The organism is Roseateles sp. (assembly GCF_052436255.1).
Classification (GTDB): Bacteria; Pseudomonadota; Gammaproteobacteria; order Burkholderiales; family Burkholderiaceae_C; genus Pelomonas.
On record NZ_JBQVNP010000126.1, the window covers coordinates 1 to 15580 of the forward strand.

The 15580-nt window shown below is 71.1% G+C and carries 14 protein-coding genes; 8 read left to right on the top strand and 6 right to left on the bottom strand.

Annotated elements, in window-relative coordinates; translation table 11 throughout:
* Window positions 1–2748, top strand: a 2748-nt coding sequence (locus ACT6S0_RS21415) for a YhdP family protein (protein ID WP_444765792.1), incomplete at its 5' end; no start/stop codon positions are given.
* Here the strand turns inward: ACT6S0_RS21415 and ACT6S0_RS21420 are convergent.
* On the bottom strand, window positions 2745–3575 hold the full coding sequence (locus tag ACT6S0_RS21420) for a substrate-binding periplasmic protein (RefSeq protein ID WP_444765793.1): 831 nt from the start codon (window positions 3573–3575) through the stop codon (window positions 2745–2747). The genes ACT6S0_RS21415 and ACT6S0_RS21420 overlap by 4 nt on opposite strands.
* 84 nt (window positions 3576–3659) lie before the next feature.
* Between ACT6S0_RS21420 and ACT6S0_RS21425 the strand changes: the two genes are divergently transcribed.
* Window positions 3660–4454 (top strand): carbon-nitrogen hydrolase family protein, encoded by a 795-nt coding sequence (locus ACT6S0_RS21425; RefSeq protein ID WP_444765794.1) that lies wholly within the window; start codon window positions 3660–3662, stop codon window positions 4452–4454.
* Window positions 4455–4461: 7 nt separating this feature from the next.
* On the opposite strand, the gene ACT6S0_RS21430 is transcribed toward ACT6S0_RS21425, so the two are convergent.
* The 4 genes from ACT6S0_RS21430 to ACT6S0_RS21445 all read right to left on the bottom strand — a co-directional run bounded on the left by ACT6S0_RS21430 (window position 4462) and on the right by ACT6S0_RS21445 (window position 7203).
* Window positions 4462–5028, bottom strand: coding sequence for a hypothetical protein (locus ACT6S0_RS21430; RefSeq protein ID WP_444765795.1), 567 nt, complete (start codon window positions 5026–5028; stop codon window positions 4462–4464).
* Window positions 5029–5096: 68 nt separating this feature from the next.
* On the bottom strand, window positions 5097–5507 hold the full coding sequence (locus ACT6S0_RS21435) for a response regulator (RefSeq protein WP_444765796.1): 411 nt from the start codon (window positions 5505–5507) through the stop codon (window positions 5097–5099).
* Window positions 5504–6016, bottom strand: a complete 513-nt coding sequence (locus ACT6S0_RS21440; RefSeq protein WP_444765797.1) for a GAF domain-containing protein — start codon at window positions 6014–6016, stop codon at window positions 5504–5506. The genes ACT6S0_RS21435 and ACT6S0_RS21440 overlap by 4 nt, the downstream gene beginning before the upstream one ends.
* 2 nt (window positions 6017–6018) lie before the next feature.
* A complete protein-coding gene (locus ACT6S0_RS21445) occupies window positions 6019–7203 on the bottom strand; it encodes an FAD-dependent monooxygenase (protein ID WP_444765798.1) in 1185 nt (394 codons plus the stop codon).
* A gap of 144 nt (window positions 7204–7347) precedes the next feature.
* On the opposite strand from ACT6S0_RS21445, the gene ACT6S0_RS21450 reads away from it, so the two are divergent.
* The 3 genes from ACT6S0_RS21450 to ACT6S0_RS21460 all read left to right on the top strand — a co-directional run bounded on the left by ACT6S0_RS21450 (window position 7348) and on the right by ACT6S0_RS21460 (window position 11536).
* Window positions 7348–8328: a potassium channel beta subunit family protein gene (locus tag ACT6S0_RS21450; protein ID WP_444765799.1), complete on the top strand. Its 981-nt coding sequence runs from the start codon at window positions 7348–7350 to the stop codon at window positions 8326–8328.
* Window positions 8329–8402: 74 nt separating this feature from the next.
* Window positions 8403–9806, top strand: a complete 1404-nt coding sequence (locus tag ACT6S0_RS21455) for a ligand-binding sensor domain-containing protein (RefSeq protein ID WP_444765800.1) — start codon at window positions 8403–8405, stop codon at window positions 9804–9806.
* A 497-nt stretch (window positions 9807–10303) separates the two neighbouring features.
* Complete coding sequence (locus tag ACT6S0_RS21460; protein ID WP_444765804.1) at window positions 10304–11536, top strand: GGDEF domain-containing protein; 1233 nt, start codon at window positions 10304–10306, stop codon at window positions 11534–11536.
* On the opposite strand, the gene ACT6S0_RS21465 is transcribed toward ACT6S0_RS21460, so the two are convergent.
* Window positions 11533–12138, bottom strand: a complete 606-nt coding sequence (locus tag ACT6S0_RS21465; protein ID WP_444765801.1) for a hemerythrin domain-containing protein — start codon at window positions 12136–12138, stop codon at window positions 11533–11535. The genes ACT6S0_RS21460 and ACT6S0_RS21465 overlap by 4 nt on opposite strands.
* Window positions 12139–12250: 112 nt before the next feature.
* On the opposite strand from ACT6S0_RS21465, the gene tkt reads away from it, so the two are divergent.
* The 3 genes from tkt to ACT6S0_RS21480 form a co-directional block, all read left to right on the top strand.
* Window positions 12251–14278 (top strand): transketolase, encoded by a 2028-nt coding sequence (gene tkt / locus ACT6S0_RS21470; RefSeq protein WP_444765802.1) that lies wholly within the window; start codon window positions 12251–12253, stop codon window positions 14276–14278.
* Between the two features lie 62 nt (window positions 14279–14340).
* Window positions 14341–15351, top strand: coding sequence for a hypothetical protein (locus ACT6S0_RS21475; protein WP_444765803.1), 1011 nt, complete (start codon window positions 14341–14343; stop codon window positions 15349–15351).
* An 83-nt stretch (window positions 15352–15434) separates the two neighbouring features.
* A partial coding sequence (locus ACT6S0_RS21480; protein ID WP_444765805.1) for a glyceraldehyde 3-phosphate dehydrogenase NAD-binding domain-containing protein occupies window positions 15435–15580 on the top strand: 146 nt, incomplete at its 3' end.

Sequence of the window (15580 nt, forward strand, 5' to 3'; positions counted from 1 at the left end):
GCCCAGCTCGACGGGCTGGCCATCGCGGCGCGGTACAGCGAGCGCGAGGGCCAGCTCGGCCGCCCGGGCCTGCGTGGCGCCAGCCTGACGCTGGACGCCAGCGAGCGCGGCGGCTCGGCCCAGCTGGCCGTGCAGGACGGCGAGGTCGAGCTGCCGGGGCTGTTCGAGGACCCGCGGCTGCCGATCACGCGGCTGTCCACGCAGATGATCTGGCAGTTGCCCCAGCAGGGCGGCAAGTCCCCCGGCGAGGTGGAACTCAAGCTGCACGAGCTGCAACTGCAAACGCCCGACCTGAGCGGCGAGTTCGAGCTGAGCTGGCGGCGCCCGGCGGGTGCAGCCACGCCAGGCTTCCTCGACCTGAGCGGCAAGGTGCTGCGCGTGGAAGCCACCCGCGTGGCGCGCTACATCCCGCAGAGCCTGCCGGCCACGCGCAGCTATGTGTCGCGCGCCATCCTCGGCGGCGAGGCGCGCAACACCAGCGTGCGCATCAAGGGCGAACTGGCCGACTTCCCCTTCGACGCGCCCAGGTCTAGCGGCATCTTCCGCGTCGCAACGCAAGCCCAGGGCGTGACGCTGGCCTATGTGCCGCACAGCGATATCGGTAGCAACTGGCCGGTCATGGAAGGCGTGGACGCCGAGCTCGTCTTCGAGCGCGCCGGCATGCAGATCAAGGATGGCCGCACCAAGGTGCTGGGCTATGAGCTCAGCGGTGTCAACGGCGGCATCAAGGACCTGCACCATGGCCGCGTGCTGCAGCTCGATGGCCATGGCCGCGGCGCCGGCGCCGATCTGCTGCGCTATGTGCGCGCCTCGCCGCTGGACGAATGGCTGGACCATGCGCTGAGTACCACCTCTGCCCAGGGGCCGGTCGGGCTCAAGCTGGGCATCACGCTGCCGCTGGACGACACCGATCGCACGACGCTCAAGGGCCAGCTCCAGCTCGGCGGCGTCGACCTCAAGCTGCGCCCCGAACTGCCCGCGCTGGGGAGCGTGCGGGGCCGTATCGACTTCGACCAGGAGCGCCTGCAGCTGGCCGGCGTGACGGCGCGGCTGCTGGGCGGTGATGCCGGCATCGAAGGCGGCACGCAGCCCGGCGGCGGCCTGCGTTTCGCCGTGCAGGGCCAGGCCACCGCCGAGGGCCTGCGCCGTGCCACCGAGCTGGGTGCCGTGGCCCGCCTGGCCCAGGCCGCCAGCGGCCAGGCCGCCTACCGGTTTCAGCTCGCCATCCCGAAGGAGGGCGAACCGGCGCTGAGCGTGACGAGCACCCTGCAAGGCCTGGCCCTGGACCTGCCGGCGCCCGCGCGCAAGGAGGCCGACAGCCAGCTGCCGCTGCGCCTGCTGATGACGCCCACCGGCGTCGGCCGCGACGAGCTGCGCCTGGAGGTGGGCAGCAGTGCGGCACCGCTGCTGCAGGCCCAGCTTCAGCGCGACGTCTCCGGTGCCAGCTCGCAGGTGCTGCGCGGCGTGCTGGCCGTGCAGGACAAGCTGCCGGCCCTGCCCGCCGCGGGCGTGCTGTTGCAGGTCAATGTGGCGGCCCTGGACCTGGATGCCTGGCAGCAGCGCCTGGGCGGCCTGGCCGGCGGTGGCGGCGCTACCGCTGAGGGCGGCAGCGATGGCAGCGGCGGTCTGCTGCCCAGCCAGATCGCGCTGCGCAGCCAGGCGCTCAGGATCGCCGGGCGCCAGCTCGGGCGCGCCTCCGCCATGGTGGCGCGCGACGGCGCCAACTGGCGCGTCAACATCGACGCCGAGCAGATCTCCGGCCGCATCGACCTCAAGGGTGTCGCGGGCGGCCAGATCGACGCGGTGCAGGCGCGGCTGCTGCGGCTGTCGCTGCCGCGCCAGGAGGCCGAGTCGGTCAGCGAGCTGATCGACCCCGCCAAGGCCGATGCGGGCAGCGGGCCGCTGCCGTCGCTGGACATCGTCGTCGACGATTTCGAGCTGCGCGGCAAACGCCTGGGCCGACTGGAAGTGCTGGCCCAGGCGCCGGCCGCCGCACGTGACTGGAAGCTGGAGAAGCTGCAGATCCGGTCGCCCGACGCGACGTTGAACGCGACCGGCCGCTGGGCCAGCGAGCCCGGCGCGCGCCGCACCGTGCTCGACTGGAAGCTCGACATCGCCGACGGCGGCAAGCTGCTGGAGCGGCTGGGCCAGGGCGACAAGGACAACCCCGTCATGCGCGGCGGCAAGGGCGTCATGGCCGGCCACGTCGGCGGGGACGGCTCGCCGCTGGCGCCCCACTACGCCAGCATGGCTGGCGCGCTCAACATCCAGCTCGACACCGGCACCTTCCTCAAGGCCGAGCCCGGCGTCGGCCGGCTGCTGGGCGTGCTGAGCCTGCAGTCGCTGCCGCGCCGGCTGCTGCTGGACTTCCGCGACGTGTTCGCCGAAGGCTTCACCTTCGATGGCGTGACCGGCGACGTCAAGATCGCCGCGGGCGTGGCGCGCAGCGACAACATCCGCATCCGCGGCCTGCAGGCGGCCGTGCTGGTCGAAGGCAGCACCGACCTGGCCGCCGAGACGCAGAAGCTGCGCGTCGTCGTCGTGCCCGAGGTGTCGGCCGGCGGCGCCTCGCTGGCCTATGCGGCCATCAATCCGGCGGTCGCGCTCGGCGCCTTCCTGGCGCAATGGATCCTGAGTCGCCCGATGTCCGCGGCCAACACGCGCGAGTTCCGGATCACCGGCACCTGGGACGACCCCAAGGTGGAGAAGGTCGACGGCCCGGCGGCCAAGGCGGCAAGCGCGCCTTAGTCGAGCGCCTTGAGCTGCAGGCGCAGCCCCTTGAAGCTGCGCATTCCAGCCAGGGCGTCCTTGAGGCCCGGCTCGGCCATGAAGAGAGCGTCGAAGCTGCCATCGGCCTCGGCCAGCGCCAGGCCGCGCCGCAGCCGCTCGGCCAGCCAGGGCTTGTCGCTGGCGACGAAGAAGTAGAGCGGCTGCTTGTATTGCAGCGCCAGGCCCGGCAGCTCGGCAAAGCCCTGGCCGACATGCAAGACCAGCTCGGCGTCGATCTCCTCGCGGGTGCGCGGAATGAAGTCAAAGCGGCCCGCCTTGAGCATGCGGAACAGCAGCTCGAACTTGGGCGTTGTCTCGACGGTAAAGCCGTTGGCCCGCAGGATCTGCGCATCGCTCCAGAAAGTGCCCGCACCGGCACGCAGCCGGCGCAGCGCCGCCAAGGTCCTGACCGAGCGCAGCGCGGGCAGGTCGGCGGCGCGCACGAGCAGAAAGCGCAGCTCGTTCGTGCCCTTGAGCAGGTTGAAGCGCACCGGCAGCGCCTGCGCCTCGCGCTCCGGTGTGGTGGTGCTCCACAACAGGTCGAGCTGGCCGTGCTGCAGCATGTGGCGCAGCCGCGGCCGCGGCAAGCCGGGTGGCGCATGGACCAGCGTCGGCGGCCCCTCGCCCTGGGCCGTCTTGGCCAGGGCCAGCCTCAAGGCCTCGACAAAGAAGGCGCCGTGGGCGCTGTAGGCCTGCGGGTCGGGCAGACGCAGGGTCAGCGGCGCGCCGGCCGCGCGGGCCGGCGGGAGCGCAGCGGCAAGTGGCAGGGCCAGCAGCTGGCGGCGCAGGCAGGACGGGGGCGGCATGGCGTTCCGATTCTCATCCGGACGGCGTCGGCCGGTCGTGACATCCGTCGCGTCGCGTCTGCCGACGGCGCTAGCATCCGCGGTATGAAGATCGCCGCCCTCCAGATGGTCTCCGGCCCCGACGTGGCCGCCAACCTCGCCACTGCGCGCCGCCTGCTGGAGGACGCCGCCCGCCGCGGTGCCGAGCTGGCGGCACTGCCTGAATATTTCTGCCTGATGGGCATGCAAGACAGCGACAAGATCGCGCTGGCCGAGGTGGACGGCGAGGGCGCTATCCAGGCCATGCTGGCCGCCGCTGCGCGCGACCTGGGGCTCTGGATCATCGGCGGCACGCTGCCGATCAAGTCGCCCACGAGCGAGCGGGTGCGCAACTCGACGCTGGTGTTCTCCCCCAGCGGCGCGCGCGTGGCGCGCTACGACAAGATCCACCTCTTCGCCTTCGACAACGGCCGCGAGAGCTACGACGAGGGCCGCGTGCTGGAGCCAGGTGTCGAGCCGACGAGTTTCGAGGCCGGGCGGGTCAGGGTCGGCCTGTCGGTCTGCTACGACCTGCGCTTCCCCGAGCTCTACCGCACCTATGCCGGCTGCGACCTGCTGGCCGTGCCGGCCGCCTTCACCTACACGACCGGCCAGGCGCATTGGGAGCTGCTGCTGCGCGCCCGCGCCGTGGAGAACCAGTGTTATGTCGTCGCCCCCGCCCAGGGCGGCCAGCATGCCAACGGCCGGCGCACCTGGGGCCACAGCATGATCGTCGACCCCTGGGGCCAGGTGCTCGGGTTGCTGGCCGAAGGCGAGGGCGCGGTCGTTGCCGACCTGGACCCGGCGCGCCTGGCCCAGGTGCGCCAGCAGCTGCCGGCGCTGGGCCATCGCAAGCTCTGACGCAGATCTAAGGCCGCAGCGTGACGAGGTCGCGCAGCAGCAGGTCGATGTTGGCGCGCAGCGCGCGTTCGTTGGCGATGCGCAGCCGCTCGTTGGGCGACAGCATGGCCTCGGTGAAGCCGGCGGCGTCGGTGTTGGCGATGCGGCGCTGGTAGAGGATGCGGCCTTTGCCGGCGCTATCGGCGGTGTCCACCAGCGTGTAGCGCACCGCCACGCCCACCGTCACGCCGATGGCGGGCACCAGAGGCTGCTCCAGCTGCAGCAGCTCGGCCTGCAATTCGAAGCGCGCCGCCGGCTCGGGCGAGGGCGGCTTCATGCCGACGCTGCGCAGGGATTCTTCGAGCGCCAGTTGAAGCGCCCGCGCGCCGACCCTGGAGCCCCACCAGCGGCCGGTCTCCTGCCCGCCCTTGACAGGCGCCAGACCGACCTGGGCCTTCAGTGCATCGGGCACCCAGCCGCGGATCTGCAGCGCGTCCGGGGCGGTGATCGCCATCGGCAGCGGCCGGCTGGGCGTGCCGCAGCCGGCCAGCAACAGGGCCAGCAGGGCAGCAGGAAGGAGGGCAAGGCGTGACATGGGTGGCCCATGCTAGGCGCTGGGTGTGTCCGGCATGGTCTGCAAAAGCGCCGCGGTCACCGCTCTGTTCAACCCACCGCCAGCGGGGCCGGGGCGCCCAGCGCGGCAATAACCTCCAGCACGCCTCGCACCTTGAAGGGTTTGAGCAAGAGCCGGCAGACGTCGAGCTGCTTCAGGCGCAGCGCCAGCTCCACGTCGCAGGCGCCGGCGGTCGCGGCCACCAGCAGGTCGGCGGGTTGCATGGTGTTGCCGGCGCGCAGCTGGCGCAACAGCTCCAACGCCGCGCCCTCGTCGTCAATGGCGATCAGCAACGCGTTGAAGCGCTCTTCCTGCAACAGCTTCTCGGCAACGGCCGTGCTGGTGGCCTCGCGCACATCGCCCAGGCCCATGTCTCGCGCCATGACGGCCACCGTGCGCCGCAGCACGAACTGCGGCTCGACGAGCAGCAGCCGGTTGCCAGGGTTGACGATGCGGCTCATCCGCGACCTTCGGCCTGCGTATCGCCGGCGCCGACCAGTTCGGCCACGACCAGGTCGCGCAGTGTGCCGAGGACGGCGTGGTCCATGGCATCGAACTCGCGCGGCCGGGTGTCGATCAGGCACAGGGTGCCCACGACGGCGCCGCCGGGCAATGCCAGCGGCGCGCCGATGTAGAAACGAATGAAGGGGGCGCCGACCACCAGCGGGTTGTCCGCAAAACGCGGATCCAGCGCGGCGTCGATCACCTCGAACAGCCCGCTCTGCAAGATGGCATGGCCGCAAAACGAGATCTCGCGCGAGGTTTCGCAGGCCGCCAGCCCGATGCGCGCCTTGAACCACTGGCGCTGCTCGTCGATGAGGCTGACCAGTGCGATCGGCATGTCGAATTCTTCGGCCGCAAAGCTGACGATGCGGTCGAAGCGCTCTTCGGGCGGCGTGTCCAGGATGAGCAGCTCGCGCAACGCGCGCAGGCGCTCGGCGTCGTTGGCGGGGATGGGGGCGGGTGTCATGGTCAGCCCCCGAACATCATGCGCCGGGCAATCGCCGTCTTCAGCGGCGTCGCCAGCTCCAGCCCGGCCAGCGCCAGGCCGCGCAGCGCCGGCAGGCCCGGCAGGCGCCAGGCAAAGCTGCGGGCCAGGAAGTCGGTGGCGGCGATCATGGGCCAGCGGTCGGGGGCGCGCTGCCAGTCGACGCGGTTGAGCACGGCGTCCAGGCCGATGCCGGTCTCGGCGGCATCGCGGAGTGCGTCGACCAGGGCCTGGGCGTCGCGCAGGCCCAGGTTGAGCCCCTGGCCGGCCACCGGGTGCAGCGTCTGGGCCGCATTGCCGATGCGCAGCGTGCGGCCGTGCAGCAGGCGCGTCTCGGCGTTCAGGCCGAGCGGGAAGCATTTCAGCGCCGAGATGCCGGTGAGCCTGCCGGCCACCGCGGGCAGCTGCTGCTGGATGACGAGCTGGCGCTGGGCGTCGCTGAGCGCGGCGATGTCGTCCTCGGCCTGCGGCAGGCACCAGACCAGCGCCGCGCGCGGGCCCTCGTCGTCGTCGGGCAGGGGCAGCAGGGCCAGCGGCCCGTTGCGCGTGAAACGCTCGATGGCCAGGCCCTGCAGGCCGGGGGCGGCCAGGCGCACCGTGCCGACCCAGGCGTTTTGCTGGTAGTTGCTGGTGATGGACTTCCTGTCCTGTTCGGCGAACACGCCGCCCTCGGCGACGACGGCGAGGTCGAAGCTGTCGACGACCGGGCCATCGCCGCAGTCCAGCTCCACGCCAGCTGGCTGCGAGCGGATGCCATGCACCGCCGTCGCGAAGCGTGTGAACAGGCGCTGCGGCGCTGCGGCGGCGAGGGCCAGCCAGCGCTGCTGCAGCGGCGCGACCAGGGCGCCATAGGGCAGCACGGCGCCGAGCTGGGGCAGGCCTTGCTCGGCCGCCGTGATCCTCACCTCGCCGGCGATGGGCGCGGGCGGGGCCTGGCTGACATGCACGGCCTGGATGGCCTGGGCCACCTCGGGCCGCCAGGCGCACAGGCGCTGCAGCAGGCGGATGCTGCCAAGGTTGAGCGCCAGCGTGCGGGCGTCGCCGCTGATGTCACGGTCGAGCGGCCGGACGTCGAAAAGATGGATTTCCGTGGCGGCGCCCAGGCGCTGGGCGGCCAGCAGGGCGAGGGCGAGGCCGGCCGGGCCGGCACCGATGACGGCGAGCTTCATGGGCGCAACGATAGACCATCGGCCGGTCATCGCTACCGCGGGCGCTCCCCGGGGCACTTGGGGGCATTGCCGTGGCGGGCCCGGGCGGCGGGCCGGCCGGCATAAGCTGTCGCTTTTTGCGCATCTCAGCCTCAGGACTCCCCCATGCAATACCGCCGTCTCGGCCGCGCCGGCCTCCAGGTCTCCGAACTCTCGCTCGGCTCCTGGGTCACGTATCACAACCAGGTCGACACGAAGTCGGCCACCGAAATGCTGGCGGCGGCCTTCGACGCCGGCATCAACTTCTTCGACAACGCCGAGGTCTATGCCCAGGGCGAGAGCGAGGTCGTCATGGGCCAGGCCTTCAAGGCCCTGGGCTGGAACCGGCTGGACTACATCGTGTCGAGCAAGTTCTTCTGGGGTCTGCAGCGCGACGGCGTGAGCGTCAACCGCAAGGACACGCTCAACCGCAAATACCTGTTGCAGGCCGTCGACGCCTCGCTCAAGCGCCTGCAGCTGGAGCATCTGGACCTCGTCTACTGCCACCGGCCCGACCCGCACACGCCCATCGAGGAGACGGTCTGGGCGATGAGCGACATCATCCGCCAGGGCAAGGCGCTGTACTGGGGCACCAGCGAGTGGAGCGCCGGCGACATTCGGGCCGCCTGGGAGATCGCCGAGCGCCATCACCTGCACAAGCCCGTGGTCGAGCAACCGCAATACCACCTCTTCCACCGCAAGCGCGTCGAGCAGGAGTACGCGCGCCTGTACGACGACATCGGCCTGGGCCTGACGACCTGGAGCCCGCTGGCCTCGGGCCTGCTGACCGGCAAGTACCGCAGCGGCATCCCCGCTGGCAGCCGGGGATCGCTGGACAACATGGCCTGGATGCGCGAGCAGCTGCAGGACAAGGCCAAGAACGACGCCGTCGGCCAGCTCGCCGAGGTCGCCGCCGAGCTGGGTTGCAACCCAGCGCAGCTGGCCATCGCCTGGATCAACCGCAATCCGCGCGTGTCCACCGTCATCCTCGGGGCCAGCCGCATCGAGCAGTTGCGCGACAACCTCGGCGCGCTGACTGTGGTGCCCAAGCTGACGCCGGAGATCGTCGAGCGCATCGACGCCATCACCAAGCCACTGGCCGGCTGAGACCGGGAACGATTCACGTTCCCTGAGGGCAAGACCCGCCCAGCCCGGCGCTGCGGCTGACTGAGAATGCCCGCATGAGGCTCTTGATAACAAAGGGGTGGGCCGCCCTGCTGGTCGTCGCCTGCCTGCTGGCGTCGGCCGCGCACGCCGTGGTGCCGCGCTTCGAGCCCATCGGCGAGCCGGGCGCGGTGCGGGACAACGTCGTCTCCGCGCTGGCGTTGGACGCACGCGGCCTGCTGTGGGCGGGTTCGCCCGAGGGCCTGCTGCGCTTCGACGGCTACGCCTTCCGCCGCTATCCGCTGAACAGCCCCGACGGCCAGCTGCTGCCCGAGCAGTTCGTGCGCGTCATGCTGCCCGACCCGCGCGGCTGGATGTGGGTGGCCGCCGGCAACAGCGGTCTGGTGCGCCTGGACCTGGCCACCGGGCAGTGGTCGCGCTGGGCGCGCGACGGCAACTCGGCCGACGACGCCGCGCCCGCCGCCAACACCGTGCGCAGCCTGGCGCTGGAAAAGGACGGCACGCTGTGGATCGGCGGTAGCGGCGGCCTGGACCGCTTCGACGTCAAGACCCAGCGCTTCACCCACCACCGCGGCAAGCAGGACGGCCTGCCCGACACCCGCGTGCAGACCCTGCTGGTGGACCGCCAGGGCACGCTGTGGATCGGCACCTGGCGCGGCCTGGCACGCAAGGCGCCCGACGGCCCCATCGAGGCGCTGGACGTGGGCATCGGCGACCAACTGGTCACGCTCATCAGCGAGACGCTGGACGGCCGCATCATCGTCGGCACGGCCCAAGGCCGGTTGTGCGCACTGTCGCCGCAGGGCCAGCCCCTGCCCTTCAGCCCGGGCGCGCAGGCCGGCGCCACCTCCGGCGCCTGGCCCGTCATGGCCATGGTCCAGCCCGACGAGGACGAACTCTGGTTCGGCGACGCCTCGGGTCTGTCGCGCCGGCGTGCGACCGACGGCGCGCTGATCGAGCGCCTGCCCGCCACCGGCGCCGGCACGGCGCCCCGCAGCGATGTGCGCGCACTGATCCGCGACCCGTCCGGCACCGTCTGGGCGGGCAGCTATGGCGGCGGCCTGATGCGCCATGTGCCGTCGCTGCCCGGCCTGTCCATGGTGCGCGACGCCATCGGGTCGGCACCCAGCGGGCTGGACGTGCGCAGCATCCTGCAGCTCGACAGCGGCGAAATCTGGCTGGGCCTGCTGGCCGGTGGCATCGAGCGCCGCGACGGCCAGCTGCAGCCGCTCAGCGTGATCGCCCCGGGGGGGGCGGCCGCGGCGGCCTGCCGCCGGGGCGCGTCAACGCGCTTGGCCAGACCCGCGACGGCGCCGTCTGGGTGGCCGTCGACACCCAGCTGCTGCGCTTCGACGCCGACGGCCGCTGGCAGGAGACGCTGCGCAGCGGCAACGCCGTGCCGCGGCGCTTCCACGCCACCGCTGACGGCGCGCTGTGGATCGCCACGCTGGACGGGCTGATGCGCTGGACGCCGCAGCAGCCGCAGATGCGCGCCATCCCGACGGCGGGCCTGGTCGGCGGCACGGGCGAGGTCAATGCCTTTGCCAGCCTGCCCGATGGCAGCCTGTGGGCGGGTGGCGCGGCGGGGCTGTTCCGCGTCGCCAAGCCGGGTGCCGCCGAGCCGGTGGCCGAATGGGTCGAGACCACGGGCCTGACCGGCCAGACCGTGCTGGGCATGGCCGTGGACGGCAAGGGCCAGCTGTGGGTGGACACCGGCACCGGCCTGCACCGCCTGCTGCCAGGCGATGGCCGGCGGGTGCGCTTCGAGGCGGTCACGGCGTCGGAAGTCGGCGGTGCCTTCGGCGCCAACCTGCTGTTCGACAAGCAGGGCCGCATCTGGTCGCAGCGCAACATGTACGACCCGCAGAGCGGCGAGCGCCGCGAGCTCGGCGCGGCCGATGGCGCTGACCTCGGCACCGGCTGGTTCCGCGCCTATGCACAGCTGGTCGACGGCCGCATGCTGTTTGGTGGTGCGCGCGGGCTGCTGGTCATCGACCCCGACCGGTTCGCGCCCTGGACCTACCAGCCGCCTTTGGTCATCTCGGAGCTGCGCGTCGACGGCGTGGAGCGCGCGCTGCCCGCCCACGGCGGGCCCATCGTGCTGGCGCCCGGCGAGCGCGGCCTGAGCCTGGCTTTTGCTTCGCTGGACTACAGCCAGCCTGGGCGCAACCGCTACCGCTACCGCCTGCAGGGCCTGGACGCGGGCTGGATCGACGCCGGTGCCCTGGGCCGCGCGGCCGCCTATACCAATCTGTCGCCCGGCGGCTACCAGCTGCGCGTGCAAGGCAGCAACCGCGACGGCGCCTGGAGCCCCCATGAGCTGCTGATCGACGTTGACGTGCGCGCGGCCTGGTGGCAGACGCGCTGGGCCCTGGCTCTGGCGGCCATCGCCGCCGTTGGCCTGGTGGGATCAATAGTCAGCATGCGCACGCGGCTGCTGCTGCGCCATCGCCGCGTGCTGGAAGCGCGCGTGCTGGAGCGCACCCAGGCGCTGGAGGCCGCCACCGCGGAGCTGCAACGCAAGTCCGTCGAGCTGGAGGAGGCCAGCCTCACGGACCCGCTGACCGGCCTTCGCAACCGCCGCTTCCTGGACCGCCAGATGCCGGCCGACGCGGCGCTGGCGCTGCGCCACTACGAGCCGCTGACGGACGCGCCGACGCCGGGCGAGAGCGACCAGGACCTGCTGTTCTTCCTGATCGACATCGACCACTTCAAGCGCATCAACGACGCCCACGGCCACATGGCCGGCGACGCCGTGCTGGAGCAGATGCGCGGCCGCCTGCAGCAGGTCTTCCGCGCCACCGACTACCTGGTGCGCTGGGGCGGCGAGGAGTTCCTCATCGTCGCGCGCGGCACGCCCCGCGGCCGTGCGGCCGCGCTGGCCGAACGCGCCCGCCAGGCCGTCGCGTCGCAAGCCTTCGAGCTCGAAGGCGGCCTGCGCCTGGCGCAGACCTGCTCGGTCGGCTTCTCGGCCTTCCCGCTGTGCCCCGCGCTGCCGCGGGCGCTCGACTGGCGCTCCGCCATCGACCTCGCCGATGCTGCGCTCTATGAGGCCAAGGAAGCCGGCCGCAATGCCTGGGTCGGCCTGCTCAACGCCGACGCGCCGAGCGAGGACGCGCTGCGCCAGGATGTGCGCCGGCCGCTGGACTGCTGGGCCGGCAGCGGCCGGTTGACGCTGTTGCGTTCCTAGGTGATCGCCGGCCCCCAGCCGAACGGCGCCGGCAGCGCCGCCAGGATGCGCTGGCGCAGCGGTGCATAGGCCTCGTCCACCGGCTGCCCGGCGCGGGGCGCCAGCGGGTCCTGGTGGCTGCCGAATGCCGCATCGAGGTCGGCCCAGTCTGGCGCCGACAGCAGCGCCACCGCGCGCGGCAGGATTTCGGTTTCCTCGCGCTTCATGTGGCGCAGGTAGCGCGCCGAATAGACCTTGAGCTGCTGCTCGAACTTCTCGCGCCGGGCCTCGCCCATCTGCTCCCAGGCCAGCAGGCTGTGTTGCAGCTCGCGGATGGCGCGTTCGCCCTGGGCATGGTCCAGCTCCAGGTCGTCCAGCGTCTCGCGCAACGTGGGCGCCAGCGCGCGCAGCTTGGGGAACAGCAACTCGCTTTCCTTTTTGTGATGCAAGCGTTCGGGGAATTCATCCACATAGAACAGCATGGCCCGCAGCGCGCCGAAGTCGGGCGGGACGGCGGCGCGGCGCTGCGCGTCGAGCAGCAGCGGCACGGTGCGCAGCATGGCGGCCAGCGCGTCGTGCTCCGCGCGGATGACGCGCACGGCCAGGGGCATGGGCGTGGACATGGTGCGAGCGTCGCACTTTCGCCGCGGCCGGGCCTTGCGCTGGATCAAGCGAGCCGGGGCCACCCCCGTAAAATCCCGCGTTTTGCCCTTCAGCCCCAAGAAAGCCCCGGCCATGACTGCATCGACCGCTTCCCCCACCCTCATGGCCAACGCGATCCGCGCCCTCGCGATGGACGCGGTGCAGGCGGCCAACTCGGGCCACCCGGGGGCGCCCATGGGCATGGCCGACATCGCCGTGGCGCTGTGGGGCCACCATCTGCAGCACAACCCGGCCAACCCGCACTGGGCCAACCGCGACCGCTTCGTGCTGTCCAACGGCCACGGTTCGATGCTGGTCTACGCGCTGCTGCACCTGACGGGCTATGACCTCCCCATCGACGAACTGCGCAACTTCCGCCAGATGCACAGCAAGACGCCGGGCCACCCCGAAGTGGGCATCACCCCCGGCATCGAGACGACGACCGGCCCGCTGGGCCAGGGCGTGACCAACGCCGTCGGCCTGGCGCTGGCCGAGAAGCTGCTGGCGCGCGACTTCAACCGTGAAGGCCACGAGATCGTCGACCACCACACCTATGTCTTCCTGGGCGACGGCTGCCTGATGGAAGGCATCAGCCATGAGGCCGCCTCGCTGGCCGGTGCCTGGAAGCTCAACAAGCTGATCGCCATCTACGACGACAACGGCATCAGCATCGACGGCCAGGTCGCGCCCTGGTTCGGCGATGACACCGCCAAGCGCTTTGAGGCCTATGGCTGGAACGTCATCGGCCCGGTGGACGGCCACGAGGTCGACGCCGTCGACGACGCCATCGGCAAGGCCAAGGAGAGCAAGGACAAGCCGACGCTGATCATTGCCAAGACGGCCATCGGCAAGGGCAGCCCCAACCGCGCCAACACCAGCAAGGCCCACGGCGAGCCGCTGGGCGCCGAAGAAATCAAGCTCACCCGCGAGGCCCTCGCCTGGGAGCACGAGCCCTTCGCGGTGCCGGCCGAGGTCTATGCCGCCTGGGACGCCAAGGAACGCGGCGGCAAGCTTGAGGCCGACTGGGACGCCCGCTTCGACGCCTATGCCGAAGCCCACCCCGAGCTGGCCGCCGAGTTCCAGCGCCGCATGGCCGGCGTGCTGCCCGCCAACTTCGCGCAGGTCGCCGTGGACGCCGTCGTCAAGGCCCATGCCGAGTCGCAGACCGTCGCCAGCCGCAAGGCCAGCCAATTGGCCCTGGAAGCCTTCACGCTCGCCCTGCCCGAACTGCTCGGCGGCAGCGCCGACCTGACCGGCTCCAACCTGACCAACACCTCCAGCACGCCGGCCCTGCGCATCGCCGCCGATGGCGTGCCGAACAACGGCCGCCACATCAACTACGGCGTGCGCGAGTTCGGCATGGCCGCCATCATGAACGGCGTGGCCCTGCACGGCGGCTTCATCCCCTACGGCGGCACCTTCCTGACCTTCAGCGACTACAGCCGCAACGCCATCCGCATGGCCGCGCTGATGAAGACGCGTGTCATCCACGTGATGACGCACGACTCCATCGGCCTGGGTGAAGACGGCCCGACCCACCAATCCGTCGAGCATGTCGCCAGCCTGCGCCTGATTCCGGGCCTGGACGTCTGGCGTCCGGCCGACACCACCGAGACGGTGGTCGCCTGGACCATGGCCATCGGCAACGCGCAGCGCCCCAGCCTGCTGGCGCTCTCCCGCCAGAACCTGACCTACTCGCCCAAGACCAACGTCGACGAGATCGCCAAGGGCGCCTATGTGCTGTTCGACCCGGTGAGCGCCAAGGGCAACAGCAAGGCCGAGGCCGTCATCATCGCCACCGGCTCCGAGGTGCAGCTGGCCATGGCGGCCAAGGCGCTGCTGGCCGACGAGGGCATCAAGGTGCGCGTCGTCTCCATGCCGTCGACCAACGTGTTCGACCGCCAGGACAAGGACTACAAGAAGCACGTGCTGCCCAGGGGCCTGCCACGCGTGGCCGTCGAAATGGGGGTGAGCGACTTCTGGTGGAAGTACGGCGTGGACGCCGTCGTCGGCATCGACACGTTTGGCGAGTCGGCGCCGGCGGGGGTGCTGTTCAAGCACTTCGGGTTCACGCCGGAGAACGTGGCGGCGACTGTGAAGGCCGTGTTGAAGAAGAAGTAAGCGGCACCGGCGGCGATCTGCGCTACAACCCCGCCCTGCATCAAAACAGTCAGGGAGGACAGATGCGCCGGATCGCTGCGCTTTGCGCATTCATCGGGGCCGGCTTGCTGCTGCCGGCCCAGGCCCAGGTGGCCGTGCTGGCATCGCCGGAGGCCGAGCAGACGCTGGCCTGCCTCAAGCGTGGCGGCGAGTTGCGCTATCCCGCCGAGGCGCTGGAGGCCCGCACGCCGGGCACCGTGCGCTTTTCGCTGCACTTCACGGCCCCCGACCAGCCGCCCGAGGCCACGCTGCTGTACCGCGCCGCCACCGACGCCATGGTGGAAGAGGTCGAGCGCCACATCCGCGACTTCCGCCTGCCCTGCCTGGCCGGGCCGCCGGTCACGGCCGTGCAGGAATTTGCCTTCCGCCCCCGCGCCACCGACCCCATCACCTGGACGCCGCTGCGCCCCTCACCCGGTCTGGACGACACGGCCAGGCGCGCGAGTTGCCTCGTGACGCCCAAGGAGGGCTTGGAGTACAGCGGTGGCGCCACCTGGCTGAGTGAGACGGTCAATGTGTTCGTGGATTTCGGCTTCACGGCGCCGGATGCGCCTCCCACGGTCAAGCTCGCCTACAGCAGCGCCAGCAAGGGCCAGGCGCGCGACGTGATGGACTACGTGGCCCGCTACCGCATGCCCTGCCTGCCCGCAGGCGCCAAGCCCAGCTGGTTGCGCCAGCACTTCCAGTTCCGGCCGCACGGCGTGGCCAAGCGGGTGTTCAAGGACGCGATCCCGCTGACCGCTTTCCTGTCCAACGTCAAAGGCCTGCGCGAGGAGGCCGGCAACAATCTGCTGCGCCGCGTCAACTTCGACTTCAACAGCATGTCCTGCCCCTTCCAGGTCGCCTGGACGCTGGGGCGCCCCAAGCTCGACAACCAGGTCGGCCAGGTCGGCAAACCCGACCCCAACCGGACCGAGTTCCTGGCCTGGCTGGGCGGCTTGGAGTTGGAGATGAAGGAGCGCACCTTCGAACAACTCGTGGGCCAGACCTTGATCATCAACGTGAGCTGCGGAACCCTGGACCTGCCCGGCTGAAATCGCTCTGAAACCGCGCCGTTACTCGAATCGATGAGAATCGTCGCCCGCGCGACTATCTCAATCCTCAGGAGACTTCCCCCATGACCATCAAGATCGGCATCAACGGCTTCGGCCGCATCGGGCGCATGGTGTTCCGTGCCGCCGTCGCGAATTTCAAGGACATCGAGGTCGTCGCGATCAACGACCTGCTGGAGCCCGACTACCTGGCCTACATGCTGAAGTACGA

Bases quoted from the DNA above. Each gene is read 5' to 3' on its own strand.
- ACT6S0_RS21420 (WP_444765793.1), bottom strand. From the start codon at position 3,575: ATGCCGCCCCCGTCCTGCCTGCGCCGCCAGCTGCTGGCCCTGCCACTT.
- ACT6S0_RS21425 (WP_444765794.1), top strand. From the start codon at position 3,660: ATGAAGATCGCCGCCCTCCAGATGGTCTCCGGCCCCGACGTGGCCGCC.
- ACT6S0_RS21430 (WP_444765795.1), bottom strand. From the start codon at position 5,028: ATGTCACGCCTTGCCCTCCTTCCTGCTGCCCTGCTGGCCCTGTTGCTG.
- ACT6S0_RS21435 (WP_444765796.1), bottom strand. From the start codon at position 5,507: ATGAGCCGCATCGTCAACCCTGGCAACCGGCTGCTGCTCGTCGAGCCG.
- ACT6S0_RS21440 (WP_444765797.1), bottom strand. From the start codon at position 6,016: ATGACACCCGCCCCCATCCCCGCCAACGACGCCGAGCGCCTGCGCGCG.
- ACT6S0_RS21445 (WP_444765798.1), bottom strand. From the start codon at position 7,203: ATGAAGCTCGCCGTCATCGGTGCCGGCCCGGCCGGCCTCGCCCTCGCC.
- ACT6S0_RS21450 (WP_444765799.1), top strand. From the start codon at position 7,348: ATGCAATACCGCCGTCTCGGCCGCGCCGGCCTCCAGGTCTCCGAACTC.
- ACT6S0_RS21455 (WP_444765800.1), top strand. From the start codon at position 8,403: ATGAGGCTCTTGATAACAAAGGGGTGGGCCGCCCTGCTGGTCGTCGCC.
- ACT6S0_RS21460 (WP_444765804.1), top strand. From the start codon at position 10,304: ATGCTGTTTGGTGGTGCGCGCGGGCTGCTGGTCATCGACCCCGACCGG.
- ACT6S0_RS21465 (WP_444765801.1), bottom strand. From the start codon at position 12,138: ATGTCCACGCCCATGCCCCTGGCCGTGCGCGTCATCCGCGCGGAGCAC.
- tkt (WP_444765802.1), top strand. From the start codon at position 12,251: ATGACTGCATCGACCGCTTCCCCCACCCTCATGGCCAACGCGATCCGC.
- ACT6S0_RS21475 (WP_444765803.1), top strand. From the start codon at position 14,341: ATGCGCCGGATCGCTGCGCTTTGCGCATTCATCGGGGCCGGCTTGCTG.